This window comes from Alkalicoccobacillus plakortidis, assembly GCF_023703085.1.
Lineage (GTDB): Bacteria > Bacillota > Bacilli > Bacillales > Bacillaceae_D > Alkalicoccobacillus > Alkalicoccobacillus plakortidis.
In genome coordinates, this window is record NZ_JAMQJY010000003.1 from 110,761 (window position 1) to 125,939 (window position 15,179).

The window sequence follows — 15,179 nt, forward strand, 5'->3', positions numbered from 1 at the left end:
CCCTTTTTAATATCAACTGCCTGATTTACCAAAGAATTTTTTAACATATGTTCCGTACCCGCCTGCTTTTTTAAAAAAGTACATCGCAAATTGTGTATCACGAACTAATTCGACTGGCTCTGTTACAGCTCTAGATGCCTTAGCAGTTAAGACATCCGTACCTAACAAACTTGTTACGGATGATGGCATAGGTATTGGTTGTGTTAATTCAACTTGTATTTGACTACCGATTAAACCATTTGAGTACGTTACTGATCCACTTGAGACCCCAGGTATATCAGAAACTAATTCATTTCGTTCTTTAGCTCCTACTAAATCATTTCCTGGAGCATCAAATCCAAATTGCTCAAAGAAATTATTCGAGGTAAGTCTCCAGTAAAGACCATCTCCATTATCAGTTGTGTACTGTTCGAACTCTCCCGTCTCTACATCCTTGGAGCTATTATTCCAAACATATGCAACCTGATCTGCAATCCGATTGGCTTCGAATTGCAAAACAGATTTATAGAATATCACCATACTGAAGAAAATCATCATCATGGTTGCAATTAAGATTGCTGGAAACAACATGCTAGCTTCTAGAGTCATGACACCATCTTCGTCATCTTTGAAATCTCTAAAATGAGATTTCATATTCAATCAATCCCCACCTTCTTGGAAGCTTTTCACTTGAGTTCCTCCAAATTCAACTAATCCATCTACCCAATCCATGATCTGTTTTCTAAAAGTTAGCGCTATAACAACAATGACAGCAATAATCAATAAGATTTCTAAAGTTTGTAGGCCTTCTTCTTCATTCCAGAATTTTTTGAAAAAACTTGTGATATTAGACATTGTATTACCTCCAGGTTTTTTTATATTTACAAAATGGTTAATGCTGGGTACCCAACAATAATCATTACTGCAACAAAAATTAGAATTAACGGAAAAACAAGTTTTGATGATGCTTCTTCACCTTTTGTTTTTGAAACGTTCTTACGCTTCTCCCACAATGTGTGGGAAAGCTCTCTGAGAGATAGAATAAGATCCTGCCCGCCCTTACGATAGTTTAAGAGGACTGTTGTAGTGAAGATGGAAACTTCCTGAATGGAGCACTTTTTACTAAATTCATTTAAAACATTTGGAAAAGGTTCATTACTTGTTAACTTATTTACAGCGACCTTTAATTCTAGATAGAGAGGCGATTCACTATCTTGTTTTAATTCAACACATCGTACAATTGCTTGTTGAACTGTTTCCCCCGCATTAACTAACAAAATGATCTTATTTACAACTTCAGGTAGCTCCATAAGAATCTGATTTTTTCTTTCCTTCTCTTTGTTGTTCAACTGATTGATCATGACGGTTGGCAAAAGAATAGAAAACATTAATCCTACCATTAGCATGACATGATCGTTTTGCAACATAGCAAGTAAAAAAGATCCAAGAAGACCAACCAACACAATTGAAACTAATTGTGCAATAAACATTCGCGTATGCTGCAGAGCATCTTTTGTACCATATAAACTAATCATTTTTTGCTGGATATGAGCTACCTGGCTGTGAAATCTCTCCATTACCTGCAACTTAAATAAAACATGTAGTGAGACAGGTGCCATAAACATTAACGAGTATTTGCCGTCAAACTCCTCAACCAAGTGAGTGTACTTATTTCTTGAGGCAATCGATAATAAAAAGTAGGTCACAATTAGAACCGCAAGAAATGCACCATAAACAATCAAAGGTCATCACACCTTTACATTCATTATTTTTTGACTGAGCCAAAATGAGAACACAAGAATTCCTAAACAGATGGTCATTATTAGCGGTCCTGCACCTGGCCATGTGTACATAGGATTAAGATAATCCGCTGCAGAATATTTAAGCAAAGCAATCATCCCTAAAGGAGCAACAGCTAAGATTCTCGATTCGAATTTCTTTTGCGCAATCATTACTTGTACTTCCTGCTGAATTTCAATTTTTTCACTAATAACATCAGATGTTCTTCTGATAACCTCAACTAGATTTCCACCCGTTCGCTTACACGTAAGGAATACATCAGCAAAATTAATGACGTCCTCAATATCTGAACGAATCGCAAAATCTTCTATAGCTCGTTCAATGGTTTCGCCATTCTCAACGCGACGGTTAATGATCTCAAATTCCTTGATGATGTACGTATTTGGATCTGGATATAGAAGCTTTAAATCGTTAACTACTTCACGAAAACTATTTTCAATTGATCGTCCAGCTGCTAAAGAAGAGGACAATGAGGCAATGGCTTCTTTAAACTGTAGAGATAGCTTTTCTTTTCGTTTAGACAGTAAGATCTTCCGTTGAATTTTTGGATAGAATAGTCCACCTGATGCTACTATTCCAGCTAGAATAATATTCTCGTAGAATAGAAAGCCAATAAAATATAGAACAGCTCCAGCTAAAATCGCATAAAATAAATATTGCTTGAGGCTTAACCTATAATCACCATAGTTAGTCAAATGACTCTCTGTTGCATTTCTAAATTCCTTAGGAGACAAAGACCTGAGCGCTTTTACTCGTTTTGCAAAGGCACTGGGTTCGGGTATGGTATCGATCTTAGCTGCTTCTTCCTTCTCTTTTTTCTTCCGACTAACCACAACGTAAATATAAAACCCCACTAATATCGGAACGAGTATTAAAGGTAGCAAATCCGCATTCAATTCGTCTCACCTACTTTAATCGTTTCCTCGTAGATTCCGGCTTGTTTTAGCTTGGCAACGGATTGGAGCTTGTTGCCGGTTGGTTTTAGTCTTCCAATGACTTCTCCTTTTGGCCCTTCCTCTTCTTCTACAAATTCAAAGAGTGGATTGACTTGGATCTCGCCGTTTTCCAGGTCGAGTAACTCACTAATTGAAACGACTTTACGTGAGTGATCTCGTAGTCTTGAAAGGTGAACCATAATTTCAATGGCTGAGCTGATTTGTTTTCGAATCACCTCAACTGGTAGGTTTGCTCCACTTAAGACCATTGTTTCTAAACGACTGAGCATATCTGTTGTCGAGTTGGCGTGACCTGTTGATAAGGAGCCGTCATGTCCAGTGTTCATGGCTTGAAGCATATCAAGTGCTTCTGCTCCACGTACCTCCCCAACGATGATTCGGTTAGGGCGCATCCGCAGGGATGTTTTGATGAGTTCTCGTATGGAGATTTCACCTTTACCTTCTGTGTTGGCGTTTCGGGTTTCGAGACTAACCAAGTTTGGAATTTTGTGAATTTGTAATTCGGCTGAATCTTCCAGAGTAATAATGCGCTCATTCGGCGGAATGAAATTAGACAGCACGTTAAGAAATGTTGTTTTCCCTGATCCTGTCCCGCCACCGATAAAGATGTTGTACTTAGCCTTAACGAGATTGTTGAGGAAATCAGCTGCTTCCTGCGTGATCGCTTCATAGGCAATTAAGTCTTCAATCATCAGCGGACGCTCTGGGAATTTCCGAATGGTGATAACCGGTCCCTTTAAGGCAATCGGTGGGAGTACAACGTTTACCCTGGAGCCATCTTGTAGTCTCGCATCTACTATGGGTGAGGATTCATTAACCACTCGGTCGACTTTTGAAACAATCGCCTGGATAATATCCTCAAGCTTTTGCTGACTCTCAAATTCCACTTCCATCTGGGAGACCTTCCCGTTGCGCTCAATAAAGACTTCTTTGTGGCTGTTCACCATAATCTCCGTAATCGACTTGTCTTCGATTAGGGGCTGTAAGACGTCATACCCTCGGAAGGAATGATAAATGCGATCAACAAGCCATTTCATTTCTGCAGACTTTAAGCTATGCTCCTGTGCATATTCAAAAACAGCGTTCTCCACGTGCTCCATCAACTTATCATTTGGAATGGAGTGCATCAGATCAAGTGTTTCTCTGAGTCTACTAATTAACTCGCGTATGACTTTATCATCAACCATTGGAAGCACCTTCTTTACTCGTTTCCACAAGTCCACGGATAATGGCAAGTAACTCTTGTGTGTAATGTGGATGAGAGAGCATCTGATCCCGGTCTACCAATGGATTCCATTCTTGTACATATGGAAGATAGCCTTTAATGGCAAAGTCATAGGCGATAAATGGTTCAGAGACATGCCCTGTAAACCGATTGACGATGAATTCAATTTTTTCTTGTACTCCATGACCTTTTCCGAGAAGGTTATCCAAATTCTTTAATAGCTCATTTGTTTTGTGAAAGCTCTGCATATCATTGTTTAACAACCAGAACAATTGATCACATGTTGCAAATGCAGCCTGACTTAAAATTTGGAAAGAGCTATCCATGTCAATCAAGATATAATCGTATTGGTCCGTAGCTGAAATGGTCTGAATCAGCTTCTGTATCTCCTCTTTTGTTGCCTCCAACATCTCCTCTGGATTCGTCGACCAATCGAAGTAGTCTACATTCATTAACGGATCATGTTTCTTTAAGGTTTCAACCTTCGACATCAATTGATGCGGTTTTGCCTTTAAATAATAGAACACCTGAAGGGACGGCTTATCCTCGTCAGACCTGAAGTACAGCTCTCTTGAGTTAAGGATTTCAAAGTTTAAATAAAAAACTTTTTTCCCCATGATCGCAAGTTGCCTTGACATGTTTGCAGCAAGTGTTGTTTTTCCAGCGCCTCCAGTGGCTGAATAGAAACCAATAACACTTGTGCGGCCAGTTGTTCCAGATGTACTGTCTAACGCTTTATTTTGTTCATAATATAGCGATAACAATTCAGATAATAGCTGTGTAACCGGTTGATATTTAAATAACTGATTATTGTTTGTGATGTTCTTTTTGGCCTCTTCTAGATATAAGACAATGCCTTTAAATGATTCTAATCTTTCTTTTTTGTAGAGCTCTGGCTTAAGCAAAATAAGATCGTAATGCTCTCCGGTTTCAAGATAACGACCTAGGCTCTCTTCACTTGTACATAGCTTCATATCGAACTGATTTTTTGCATCTGAAGAAAGAACGTATTCTCCAAAGGATTGTAAAAAAGCGGAATCATGGTCTGCGACAATAAGTTTGATTTTTTTCATAGCCGTCACCTGCTTTCTGTATATAAAAGTCATTTGCTAGTATTTCTTAGTAGAATAAATGTAAAATTCCAAGAACATATTTGATTGTACTAGATTTCCAATTAAAATGACGCATTTTGGATATAAACAGGAAAAAGGTCTTGTAGCACTAAAATAGTACTAGATGATCTTCCATCTATCTGTATTTGATCTGATTCCCTTGACTCATAAGCTTTTTCTATCCTTCCATTTTTATCTACGTTTTACCAGATACCCCTCCCGTTGGGTCTGAAACATATAATTTACCTATTTCACGTAATTTGATACTTTAGTCACAAAGGCTTACAGATTGCGGAATAACTATGTAAACACAATAAAACCAACAGATTCGCCTAACTAAATGAATCTATAATCTCATAATTAAGGATATAGAAGGAATTAATATGGAATTTTAAGGTTTTTAGACGAGACTATAATCCTTAATCGCCTCTACTTACCTACTGTTTTTTGTAGGTGCAAGCACTTTTTTATAAAGAATTTGTAAAGTTTGTGTGTGAAAGATTGGAAATGATTGACCATAGCTCTCCTCCCCTTTATACTAAAAAGACTTAATCGAATACTCCAAAGGGGAGTAGCAGTTCAGCAATTGTCGTCATTACAGGGTCAAAACCCTCGGCACTGCTGGCAACAGAATTCTGTTGTTTGCGAGACCTTTGTCACAAATACGTGGCAAAGGTCTCTTTTTTATTCAAAAGACCTAAGCCGCGTTGGCTTAGGTCTTTTTTGATTAAGAAGAGAGGAGAATACAAACATGTCCAAATTGATCAAGTTATTACGACATCCAATGGTTAAAAAGGGAATAAAAGAGGCAGAAAAACACGTGCTTCCGCGCTTAAAACAAGAACTGGCTAAACGCAAAAAGCCAAAAAAGGGGTAGATCATGATGAGTGATAAGGCGCTAGTGATTTCTCCATACGTTTCGCGCCTTGCAAACAGTGTGACGTTTTTCCAAAAACAAAAACGAACACTGGTTTCTAGTTTTGATCCACGTCTAACTCTAATTGGAAGCGGCAGAAGTGCCTATGTGTTTAAGATTCAAGATGAGGATAAGGCTATAAAGGTTTTTTATCCACCTTTTGAAAAATTGGCTCAACAGGAAGCGGAGATTTACAGATTATTATCTGGTTCAAGCCATTTTCCTGCTTTACATGCAGAGGGGAAAGGCTATCTAGTCATAGATTATATTTATGGTCAAACGTTTTTCGACTGTTTGCTTCACGGTGTTAAGGTAGAGACGCAGCATATTCATGAGGTTGATCTAGCCATTGATGAAGCGCGAAAGGTTGGACTTAACCCATCAGACATTCACCTACACAATTTGATGTTAACAAAAGACCATTCTGTTAAGGTGATAGACGTTGCTAGATTTCAGCAAACAAAACAGTGCTCGCAATGGACCGATTTAAAAATGGCCTATACACGGTATTATTCTAATCGATTTTTCCCAAAGCGGCTGCCGGCAGTGTTGCTGTTTGCTATTGCTGCTTTATACAAAAAAGTAAAACCAGCACGGTAAGTCATCATGCTGAGGTGATTCAATTCATCTCAGCTTTTTTCCGATGTGTCTTCCAATCGATATTGCTTAGACTTAGCTTTACCAGATCCAGAGATAACTACCTAACACAATAAGGGCCACTCCCGTTATCAATAGCGGCCCAAACCGAATAAGCCAGGATCTACTCTGCTCTTCTTGCTCCATCAAGGTGACATTCATTTTACTACTCTCTCGTAAACGTTGATCTGATTCAACTGCATCCTCACTATCCAACAAGACCGTATCATGCTCCTCAGGCAATTTGATCACTCCTTCATTACATTTCAAGCAGTTTACCATTCTTCGAGATTTTTGTCATAGTCTTATTCTCCAACATTTGTATGCTCCAAAGAAATGTGTTAGGATTTTGGTTGTATTTTTTGCTGAAATCTTTTCCAACAGTTTTATATTTTAGTATATTAAATACCTAAAAGAAGGAGGATTAGGAATATGACAGCAGAAACAAGTAAAAAAAGGCCTGGACTTTTAATTGGGGGAATTATTGCTGTAGTTGTATTTGTACTACTAGCAGGTGGAGGTGTGTTTTTTGTCACTCAGATAGGTGGTTCTTCTAATGGTGAAGAGTTACTAACTACCTTTGAAGAAGCATTAAATAATGGAGATGCAGAAGCACTTTCAAGTGTTTTGACCTCTGCGTATGAAGACTGGCAATATCAAACAGAGGATGCAGAAGCTCTTTTTCTCTTTTTTGAAGATGAACCGACAGAAAAGGATGCACTACTTAACAGATTAAACGAAGAGATGGAAATGTATGAGGAAGATGGGGAGGACGCCGCTCAAGTCATTCACCCCGCTTATCAAGAAGATAATTTTGGTAATATAACATTGACCTATGAAGATGGTGGGATGTTTTCTGGAGCAGAATATGAATTGGTCGTAACACCAGCATATATTTCAATGCATGTAGAAAATGAAAATCTGCAATTTTTCTTAAATGACGAAGAAGTTAAACCAACCTCTTATGATGGAACAATGGCTGAATTCGGACCATTCGGACCAGGCTCATACACAATGAGAACGGAGCTTCAATTGGACTATGCAACAGCTACCACTGAGGATGTCACCCTAAACATCTATCATACAGAGGATGAAGTTTCGAGGATAGAAGTTATTGTTCCTGAAGTGAACATGCTTAAAGCAAGATCTAACTATGATGATAGTATCGTCTATTTAAATGATGAAGAAACAGACCTGGTTGTTAATCAAGAAACAGAAGATGTCACAGAACTTCCAGCTGATGAAAGCATGAGTGTATCCTTAGAAAAGGAATTTCCATGGGGTAAAGTGAAATCTGAGGACATGACGTATGATGGCAGTATCTTGCGCTTTGATGAATTTGTTGGAGTACCCGAAGAAGAACGGACAAAAGTCGTTGAACTTCTAGATGAAGCAATGGAACAACGTAGTGAGGTCATCATGAATGGTGACGAATCGGTGCTAACACATGGCAATGATGAATTTAAAGAGAGTGTATTGAGCTCCCATGAAAGCCGAAACGAACGAAGTGAATACAAATCAGAGCATGTACAAACTAGCTTTCTAGTCGATGATCTAAGCATTCCAGTCTTTAATGAAGAAGAAAATCGTTATGAACTTGCGGTAGACATCATTTATGTTATGAACGAGTTAAATCACGGCTCATTTAATCTTGGAAGAGAAGGGTCAGATGGCCAGTTTAACCGTAACCACTTTAGAGGGGTTGTCTATTATGATGAAGATTGGGTACTAGAAACGATCACACCTGAAATTTATCATTATAATTCTAGTGATGAAACCATCGATACTGGTCCAGGAATTGAAGAATATGAAGCCAACATGGATTCAGATGATGATAATAATGATGACGAAGAGCAAAATGAAAACGATGATGAATAATCAAAAATAAGATGGCTGCGGCCATCTTATTTTTGTGCACCAGTTTCAATTGGGCTGTCCTCATAACTGATCCAATCACTCCAGCTACCCGAGTACAGTTTTACATTTTCAAATCCTGCTTCTTTTAATGCCAATACATTTGGACAAGCCGTTACACCTGAACCACAATAGACGATGACTTCCTTGTCTTTTGGTATTGCGTGAAAATGCTCTGTGAGTTCTTCTCCTCTTTTCCAATTACCAGATTCATCAAGTAGGTCTTCCCAGAAATAATTTAGTGCCCCTGGAATGTGGCCAGCTTTCGCATCAAGTGAATCACTTCCACCAACATAGCGTTCTGGTGCTCTCGCATCAATAATGATCGAATCTGTATTCCCTAATCTTTCTAAGACGTCGTTTCGTGTAAGTCTTTCCTCTTCGCGTACATTAGGGACAAAGGTTTTTCCGTGAGTATGCGGAAGTTGCGTCGATGTTGGGTACCCTGCTTTAAGCCAAGCATCCAATCCACCCTCAAGAATGAATGTTTTATCATGTCCTAAATAATAGAGTTGCCACCACAGTCTACTTGCAAAGGATCCGTTTTTGCTGTCATAGGCAACAACTGTTGTTTCTTGATCAATCCCTATTTCACCAAACTTCTTAGAGACAGCTTCTACTTCCGGTATGGGATGGCGCCCACCATGTTCTCCTCCTTTAGATGAAAGATCTTTCCCTAAATGGAGATAAAGAGCACCAGGTATATGAGCTGCATCATAAAGCTCCTTGCCTTTATCCGAATCAGTAAGTACATAACGGACATCAATCACAACAACTGAATTCGAATCCGTTTCAAGTAAATGTTGCAACTCACTTGGTTTTATTAGCTTTTTCATGACGACTCAACTCCCTTAATTTATTTAGTTCATCGTAACATAAGCTCAGCGGAAACTAACCACTGAGCTTTTACGTCATGCTATAAATTTTAATCCAAGATAACGACTTCTTCCACTTTTTCTGATCCAACAAATCTGAGCGCTTCTGTCTGATAACTCTCGTTCATTTGTTGAGATCTTTACAATTTGATCCACACGTAAGGTCCGATTTAGCTTCACATTGCAGCCAGCTTCACTGTAATCTAACACCGTGGCTTCAACCGTTTGTCCGTCAATTTTAATTTGACCAGGCAAGAGAACATTTTTGCGGATCGATTGACGATTAAAGCTAGGATCTGCTTTTTTGGTCCGTCTAATAAATCGATACATAGCCGTTGTCAGGTAGGCTTTATCATAGTACTTTTCAATATTTGCATTAACAGGTTCACTAAACAACACGCGAATAATCTCTCTATATTGCTTCTGATCAGGATGGATAAATGAAACACCCATTAAGAGTTTTCCATTCTTCTCATTAATCCATTTCTTTTCTACTTGTAGACCTTTTACGCCAGCAAGATCGATTGAAAATTTCTCTTCAGTAGAAAGATGGTTTTCGAGTGTCAATGCGTCTAATTCAATACGAGCACCACTCTCACTAATATTTAAAATGGAGAACGATACTGCAGTCTCATTCCCATGAAGAACACCTTGAAGGTCAATTGAAAATCGTTCTGAGTTCCGATGTCTTGGACGTTCAAATGTGAGAAAGATCGCTAAAATAATCGCTGCTGCGTTATATAAAACCCAGAAGATATTAATGTAGAGAACATCTGGATTCACATCATATTGTTCTGGATATAGATAATAAAGTGAAACCTTAACCAAAGCAACAATCGTTAATCCTGCAAGCACCAAATACGGAATACTCGTTGTCCACAGAAAACGACGTCTGTCTGTTTGAACACCTTTTCTCGTTACATTAAACTTAAACTTCTTCTTCAGAAAAACCTCAGACAAAACCGACAGAGCCATATAAGGCGCCATTGCAACTTCATACACATGACTCCATAAAACTGTTCGTTTCTTATTCGCAATGGTCTTAAACATTAATTGTGAGGATATAAAAGCTTGGACCCAGAACCAAAGCAACTGATCAAAGTTCACATCTAGACTGTATATATTAAAAACTAGAAACAGTAACGGTGCGAGTAGAAACACTAACTTGTAAATGCCAAAGAACCAATAATGAATGCCATCCATATAAAGAAGCTTCTGCATAAAGCTTAGCCCCTTCATTTTTAAAGGGTTCCATTTACGGATAACTTGGATATTACCTCGGCACCAAGCGATCCCGTTGCTTTAATAGATCCGCATACGTTTCCGGTGAAAGTCCAACTGCTAGCGTTTCATTAATAAAGGCTGTTTTTCGATTATCTGATTGAAGAAGCATACCGGTTGCCATATCCTCTGTAATCACACCTGTTGCAAAACCACCAACCTCTTCAAGAGCCGTTCTACGAAACAATGCATTACTACCGACATACATGGTTGCATTAAATCGATCCTTACCCTGCTCAAGCTGACGCATAAAGAAATCCTGTTCGTTTGTAATTTGATCCTCAAAAAACAAATTATATTGAAACGGGTCATCATTATAAAAGACCTGTGGTGCTTGAACAAAGACCATCTCTGGATCGGTAAATTGGCCTAATGTACGTTCAAGAAAATTAGCCTGTGGCACCATGTCAGCATCCATTGTTACCACAATTTCACCATTCGTTTTTGTCAGGGCATGATTTAAATTCCCTGCCTTTGCATGGCTATTATCTTTTCGATCGATATATCCTATATCATATTCTTCGCAAAGCTCTCTCACACTTGCTCGCCTGCCATCATCACATACATAAATCGACATCAAGTTCTTTGGATATCGAATAAGTGTACAAGCTGCAATCGTTCGTTTTAATAAGTCTTCAGATTCATTATAAGTAGCTATATAAATATCAACTGTCGGTAATGTTTCAAAATCAGATAATGGTATATGTTTTCTTTTAAAAGGTTTCCACGAAATAATACTAAACACGATTGATTGTAAAAAACCTGCAAGCTCAGTGAGTAAAAGCAAAATACCTGCAATGATACTAATTGTATTCATCGTTGGTAGCGTATAAACAGCTCTCCACCCTAAGTAAATCGCATTAATTCCTAAAAATAGTGCGATTAAAACCTGCTTGGACCAATGATATTTTCGTGATAAAAAATAAAAAAGAATAAGTGCAAAACTGGAAATCACTAACCATTCTAATAAAGAAACTTCCATTTTAGCATTCCCCCTCAAAAAGACATATGTCTATTTAACTAGAAGTATGGGTTCATACTATAGCTCTACTCGTAAAAAATCAATAGAAAGTTAGTCAAAAAACGCCGAATTCCGCCGTTATTTTCCTGATACCGGTTTCATTTAATGTTTCTCAAAATAATGGTTGCGAGGGGTCCTACTATCGACTAAAATTATCTCAGTAAAAAATAAAGGATGTGGTTAACTTGGAGAAAGAACAGAAATTAAAGCGTACGCTTACGCTTGTTCCGCTTATTGTAATCGGACTAGCCTATATGGATCCGCTTGTTGTATTTGATTCCTATGGAATTGTAGCTCAATTAACACAAGGACACGTGGCTGCTGCTTATATTTTCACAATCGTGGCTCTATTGCTAACAGCATTTAGCTATGGGAAAATGGTGCAAGCCTATCCTAAAGCGGGCTCAGCGTATACGTACGCACAAAAAAGTATTCATCCCCATGCCGGATTTCTAGCCGGTTGGACATTATTGCTGGATTATTTATTTTTGCCAATGGTTAACTTTGCTATCGGTGCAGCCTATTTAGAATCAGCATTTCCTGCGATTCCCCCCTTCTTATGGGTTTTAGTTCTAGCACTAGCCATTACGATTATTAATATATTCGGAATTAAATTAACAGCTAACATCACCGCTATTTTTGTTACGTTTCAAGTTATTGTTGCATTGGTATTTGTTGGTTTTATTATTAAAGGCTTAACAACAGGGCTAGGAACCGGAGACGTTTTCTCACCAAGCTCCTTTCTACAGCTCCACACTTGATATGTCGCTTATTTTTACAGGTGCCTCGATCCTATGCTTCTCATTCCTTGGATTCGATGCCATCTCAACCATGTCAGAAGAAACAATTAACCCAAAGAAAAATATCCCGCGTGCCATCTTTTTAGTTGTGCTAATCGGCGGAGTACTCTTCACAGTAACATCTTATTTCTTGCATCAAATCTATCCAAACTTTCAGAACTACGCCAATGCTGAAGCCGTCTCACTTGAAATCGCAGGCTATATAGGTGGAAGTTTTATGCATGCCTTATTTTTAGCAGGAACAATGGTGGCCGTTATCTCCTCCTCACTCTCTTCACACGCAAGTGCATCTAGACTGCTCTTTGCAATGGGACGAGATGATTCACTACCAAGACGATTCTTTGGATATGTGCATCCAAAATTAAAGACACCATTATTTAACGTTTTATTTGTCGGAGCAATCTCACTAACAGCCATTTTTGGAGAACTAGAAATTATCTATTCATTCATTAGTTTCGGTGCCTTAATCGGCTTCACAAGTGTGAACGCCTCTGTCATCGCCCACTATTATATTAGAGGCAATCAGCGCAGCTTCACTCAAACCCTACGTTATTTGGTCATCCCAGGAGCCGGCGCGGTATTCTGTATCTGGCTACTTGGAAGCATCAGCACAAACGCCCTAATCATCGGCTTAGCCTGGCTATTACTCGGACTCGTCTACTTTGTCATGAAAATACGCCGCAACCCCGATTTTGTCCTTAATCTGAAAGAACGATAGTTTTAATGAAGCAATCCGGAAGCGGATTGCTTTTTTTGTGCGGGTGAATGAGAGATGGTGCATGGCGCGTGGTTAGTTGGGAATTTTTGTGGGTGCTTGCTTCTGCTGCGGGAATTCGGGTGGGATACTCGCGGGTATCCTTTCTCCTCACACGGGTAACGACGCTTTCTCGCGGGTTTCTACTCTCCCCTAACATAATTTTCAAGAATCGTTCAGTATTAAAATCTGCTAATCTACGTTACAATAGACGAAGTTTCGACAAAAATCAGAAAAAGGAGTTTCATAGAATGAAAGCAAAAATAGGAATAGCTCTTTCTTGGGGATTCATCCTACTTACCTTATGCCTCTTTCTAGTGATTCTCTATCAGGAGAAACAACTAGATGGTCCGCACGAAGCCTTCGCAAAAGGTGACGAAGAAAGCGAACCTCCAACTGATCTTCATCCTGTTGTCGCCGAAAAGGCAGATGAACTTGTTGAAGAAGCAAAGAAAAAGGATATTCAAGTCGTCATTACAGACGATTTTCGTACAATAGAAGATCAGGATTCTCTTTATGATAGGGGAAGAGAGTCAGGAGACAAGATCGTAACACATGCCAAAGGTGGCGAATCCTATCACAATTATGGACTGGCTATAGATTTCGCCCTAAAAACCGATGATGGTGATGTGATCTGGGATCTTAACTACGATGGAAATGATAACGGAGAAGCCGATTGGATGGAGGTTGTCGCCATAGCCAAGGATCTAGGTTTCACATGGGGTGGCGACTGGACAAGATTCAAAGATTATCCGCATTTACAAATGGACTTTGGATATAGCATTAATGAATTACAACGTGGATATTATCCAGCACACGAGTAGAGAGCTTTTTTAAAAAACCTCTCTACCTAATTCAAGTATAGTTTCACTCAGATCGCCATGAATTTTACATGAAAACAAGGAATCCATCACAGTTAGTTCCCTATTTACAATTGCTGCTGGAATTCCGCAGTCATACACGGCGTACTCAGGCAAAAGATTAAAAGGACTTACTTGTAATGATGTACCCAACGTAATCAAAAGATCGCTAGACTGCACACATCTCTCTGCCTCGTTATGTTTTAGAATCGGGTCACCAAACAGAACAATATCTGGTCTCACAATTGATCCACAACTCACATTTATACAATGAGGTACGTCCTCTTTCAAAATTTGGTCAAAAGATACTTTGGTTCCGCACACAGGGCAAGAGGCGGTATCTAGCGATCCATGATACTCAATAATTTCTCTGCTACCGGCTGCCTTATGTAGACCATCTACATTTTGAGTGATGACAAAGATGTTTTTCTTTATCTTCTCAAGGTCCTTAATAAAAGTATGAACTGCGTTCGGCTCATAATTCTGTAATAGCTTTATTCGAAAGATCTCTTTATACTTTTTCCAAAAATCAATTGGATTCTTTGAAAAATAACGATTCGACATATAGTACTCTCGCGAACGGTCTTCCATCCATAATCCATTTGCAGATCTAAAATCAGGAATTCCACTCGCAGTTGAGACACCTGCACCAGTTAAAATCGTGATGGCCGAAGCACTTTGAATCATTTCGGCTAACCTATTAACATCTGTCATATTTCGATCCCCTCTCTCTGATACTATGTTTTCTTATTATAACAAATAGTTATACACCTAAAATTGTGATGGCTTTTAACATGGTGAACCATCTGGCATGCTTGGGGAAACCCTTATTTCCCAATATAACGAGATCATTCATATTCAAGAGCTTATGCCTAACTAAAAAGGATAAAATACCTAGCAAAAACCCACATGATATATACCTTATCTTAAATTTCCATTAACACACTTCAATAGACTTGATTCCCCTATTTATTCCAATATATTTCTTGATAATAGCGTGATTGCTTGCTACAATCGCCTTACATAAGAGATTAGACCTAATAGTAAACC

13 protein-coding genes and 2 pseudogenes are annotated in these 15,179 nt (G+C 38.7%); 5 read left to right on the forward strand and 10 right to left on the reverse strand.

Annotated elements, in window-relative coordinates; translation table 11 throughout:
- Positions 1-12 precede the first annotated feature (12 nt).
- Genes NDM98_RS17970 through NDM98_RS17995 form a run of 6 tightly spaced genes read right to left on the reverse strand, consistent with a single transcriptional unit; the run spans position 13 to position 5,033 of the window.
- A complete protein-coding gene (locus NDM98_RS17970) occupies positions 13-639 on the reverse strand; it encodes a TadE/TadG family type IV pilus assembly protein (RefSeq protein ID WP_251610608.1) in 627 nt (208 codons plus the stop codon).
- On the reverse strand, positions 640-834 hold the full coding sequence (locus NDM98_RS17975) for a Flp1 family type IVb pilin (protein WP_251610609.1): 195 nt from the start codon (positions 832-834) through the stop codon (positions 640-642).
- Positions 835-860: 26 nt separating this feature from the next.
- Complete coding sequence (locus NDM98_RS17980) at positions 861-1,721, reverse strand: type II secretion system F family protein (RefSeq protein ID WP_251610611.1); 861 nt, start codon at positions 1,719-1,721, stop codon at positions 861-863.
- Positions 1,722-1,727: 6 nt separating this feature from the next.
- On the reverse strand, positions 1,728-2,675 hold the full coding sequence (locus NDM98_RS17985; RefSeq protein ID WP_251610613.1) for a type II secretion system F family protein: 948 nt from the start codon (positions 2,673-2,675) through the stop codon (positions 1,728-1,730).
- Entirely contained in the window at positions 2,672-3,922 is a 1,251-nt protein-coding gene (locus tag NDM98_RS17990; protein ID WP_251610614.1) for a TadA family conjugal transfer-associated ATPase, read from the reverse strand. The genes NDM98_RS17985 and NDM98_RS17990 overlap by 4 nt, the downstream gene beginning before the upstream one ends.
- A complete protein-coding gene (locus NDM98_RS17995; protein WP_251610615.1) occupies positions 3,915-5,033 on the reverse strand; it encodes an AAA family ATPase in 1,119 nt (372 codons plus the stop codon). Before NDM98_RS17995 ends, NDM98_RS17990 begins: the two co-directional genes overlap by 8 nt.
- A gap of 790 nt (positions 5,034-5,823) precedes the next feature.
- On the opposite strand from NDM98_RS17995, the gene NDM98_RS23615 reads away from it, so the two are divergent.
- On the forward strand, positions 5,824-5,949 hold the full coding sequence (locus NDM98_RS23615) for a hypothetical protein (RefSeq protein WP_285804066.1): 126 nt from the start codon (positions 5,824-5,826) through the stop codon (positions 5,947-5,949).
- Positions 5,950-5,952: 3 nt separating this feature from the next.
- A complete protein-coding gene (locus NDM98_RS18000; RefSeq protein ID WP_251610617.1) occupies positions 5,953-6,588 on the forward strand; it encodes a protein kinase family protein in 636 nt (211 codons plus the stop codon).
- 78 nt (positions 6,589-6,666) lie between these two features.
- Here the strand turns inward: NDM98_RS18000 and NDM98_RS18005 are convergent, their stop codons facing one another.
- On the reverse strand, positions 6,667-6,867 hold the full coding sequence (locus tag NDM98_RS18005; protein WP_251610619.1) for a hypothetical protein: 201 nt from the start codon (positions 6,865-6,867) through the stop codon (positions 6,667-6,669).
- A 189-nt stretch (positions 6,868-7,056) separates the two neighbouring features.
- On the opposite strand from NDM98_RS18005, the gene NDM98_RS18010 reads away from it, so the two are divergent.
- The gene (locus tag NDM98_RS18010; RefSeq protein ID WP_251610620.1) at positions 7,057-8,502 is read left to right on the forward strand and encodes a TcaA 3rd/4th domain-containing protein; all 1,446 of its coding nucleotides are present in this window, start codon (positions 7,057-7,059) and stop codon (positions 8,500-8,502) included.
- A 26-nt stretch (positions 8,503-8,528) separates the two neighbouring features.
- Here NDM98_RS18010 and NDM98_RS18015 read toward each other — a convergent pair whose 3' ends face one another.
- Together NDM98_RS18015 and NDM98_RS24740 are read right to left on the reverse strand one after the other, a co-directional pair.
- The gene (locus NDM98_RS18015) at positions 8,529-9,374 is read right to left on the reverse strand and encodes a sulfurtransferase (protein WP_251610622.1); all 846 of its coding nucleotides are present in this window, start codon (positions 9,372-9,374) and stop codon (positions 8,529-8,531) included.
- Positions 9,375-9,449: 75 nt separating this feature from the next.
- Positions 9,450-11,676: pseudogene (locus NDM98_RS24740) on the reverse strand (glycosyltransferase).
- A 224-nt stretch (positions 11,677-11,900) separates the two neighbouring features.
- Between NDM98_RS24740 and NDM98_RS24275 the strand changes: the two are divergent.
- Positions 11,901-13,233, forward strand: a pseudogene (locus NDM98_RS24275) (APC family permease).
- Positions 13,234-13,520: 287 nt separating this feature from the next.
- A complete protein-coding gene (locus NDM98_RS18040; protein ID WP_251610638.1) occupies positions 13,521-14,093 on the forward strand; it encodes a M15 family metallopeptidase in 573 nt (190 codons plus the stop codon).
- Positions 14,094-14,102: 9 nt separating this feature from the next.
- Here the strand turns inward: NDM98_RS18040 and NDM98_RS18045 are convergent, their stop codons facing one another.
- A complete protein-coding gene (locus tag NDM98_RS18045; protein ID WP_251610640.1) occupies positions 14,103-14,843 on the reverse strand; it encodes an NAD-dependent protein deacylase in 741 nt (246 codons plus the stop codon).
- Between the last annotated feature and the right edge of the window lie 336 nt (positions 14,844-15,179).

Bases quoted from the DNA above. Each gene is read 5' to 3' on its own strand.
- NDM98_RS18040 (WP_251610638.1), top strand. From the start codon at position 13,521: ATGAAAGCAAAAATAGGAATAGCTCTTTCTTGGGGATTCATCCTACTT.
- NDM98_RS18015 (WP_251610622.1), bottom strand. From the start codon at position 9,374: ATGAAAAAGCTAATAAAACCAAGTGAGTTGCAACATTTACTTGAAACG.
- NDM98_RS17995 (WP_251610615.1), bottom strand. From the start codon at position 5,033: ATGAAAAAAATCAAACTTATTGTCGCAGACCATGATTCCGCTTTTTTA.
- NDM98_RS18000 (WP_251610617.1), top strand. From the start codon at position 5,953: ATGATGAGTGATAAGGCGCTAGTGATTTCTCCATACGTTTCGCGCCTT.
- NDM98_RS23615 (WP_285804066.1), top strand. From the start codon at position 5,824: ATGTCCAAATTGATCAAGTTATTACGACATCCAATGGTTAAAAAGGGA.
- NDM98_RS17990 (WP_251610614.1), bottom strand. From the start codon at position 3,922: ATGGTTGATGATAAAGTCATACGCGAGTTAATTAGTAGACTCAGAGAA.
- NDM98_RS18010 (WP_251610620.1), top strand. From the start codon at position 7,057: ATGACAGCAGAAACAAGTAAAAAAAGGCCTGGACTTTTAATTGGGGGA.
- NDM98_RS17975 (WP_251610609.1), bottom strand. From the start codon at position 834: ATGTCTAATATCACAAGTTTTTTCAAAAAATTCTGGAATGAAGAAGAA.
- NDM98_RS18045 (WP_251610640.1), bottom strand. From the start codon at position 14,843: ATGACAGATGTTAATAGGTTAGCCGAAATGATTCAAAGTGCTTCGGCC.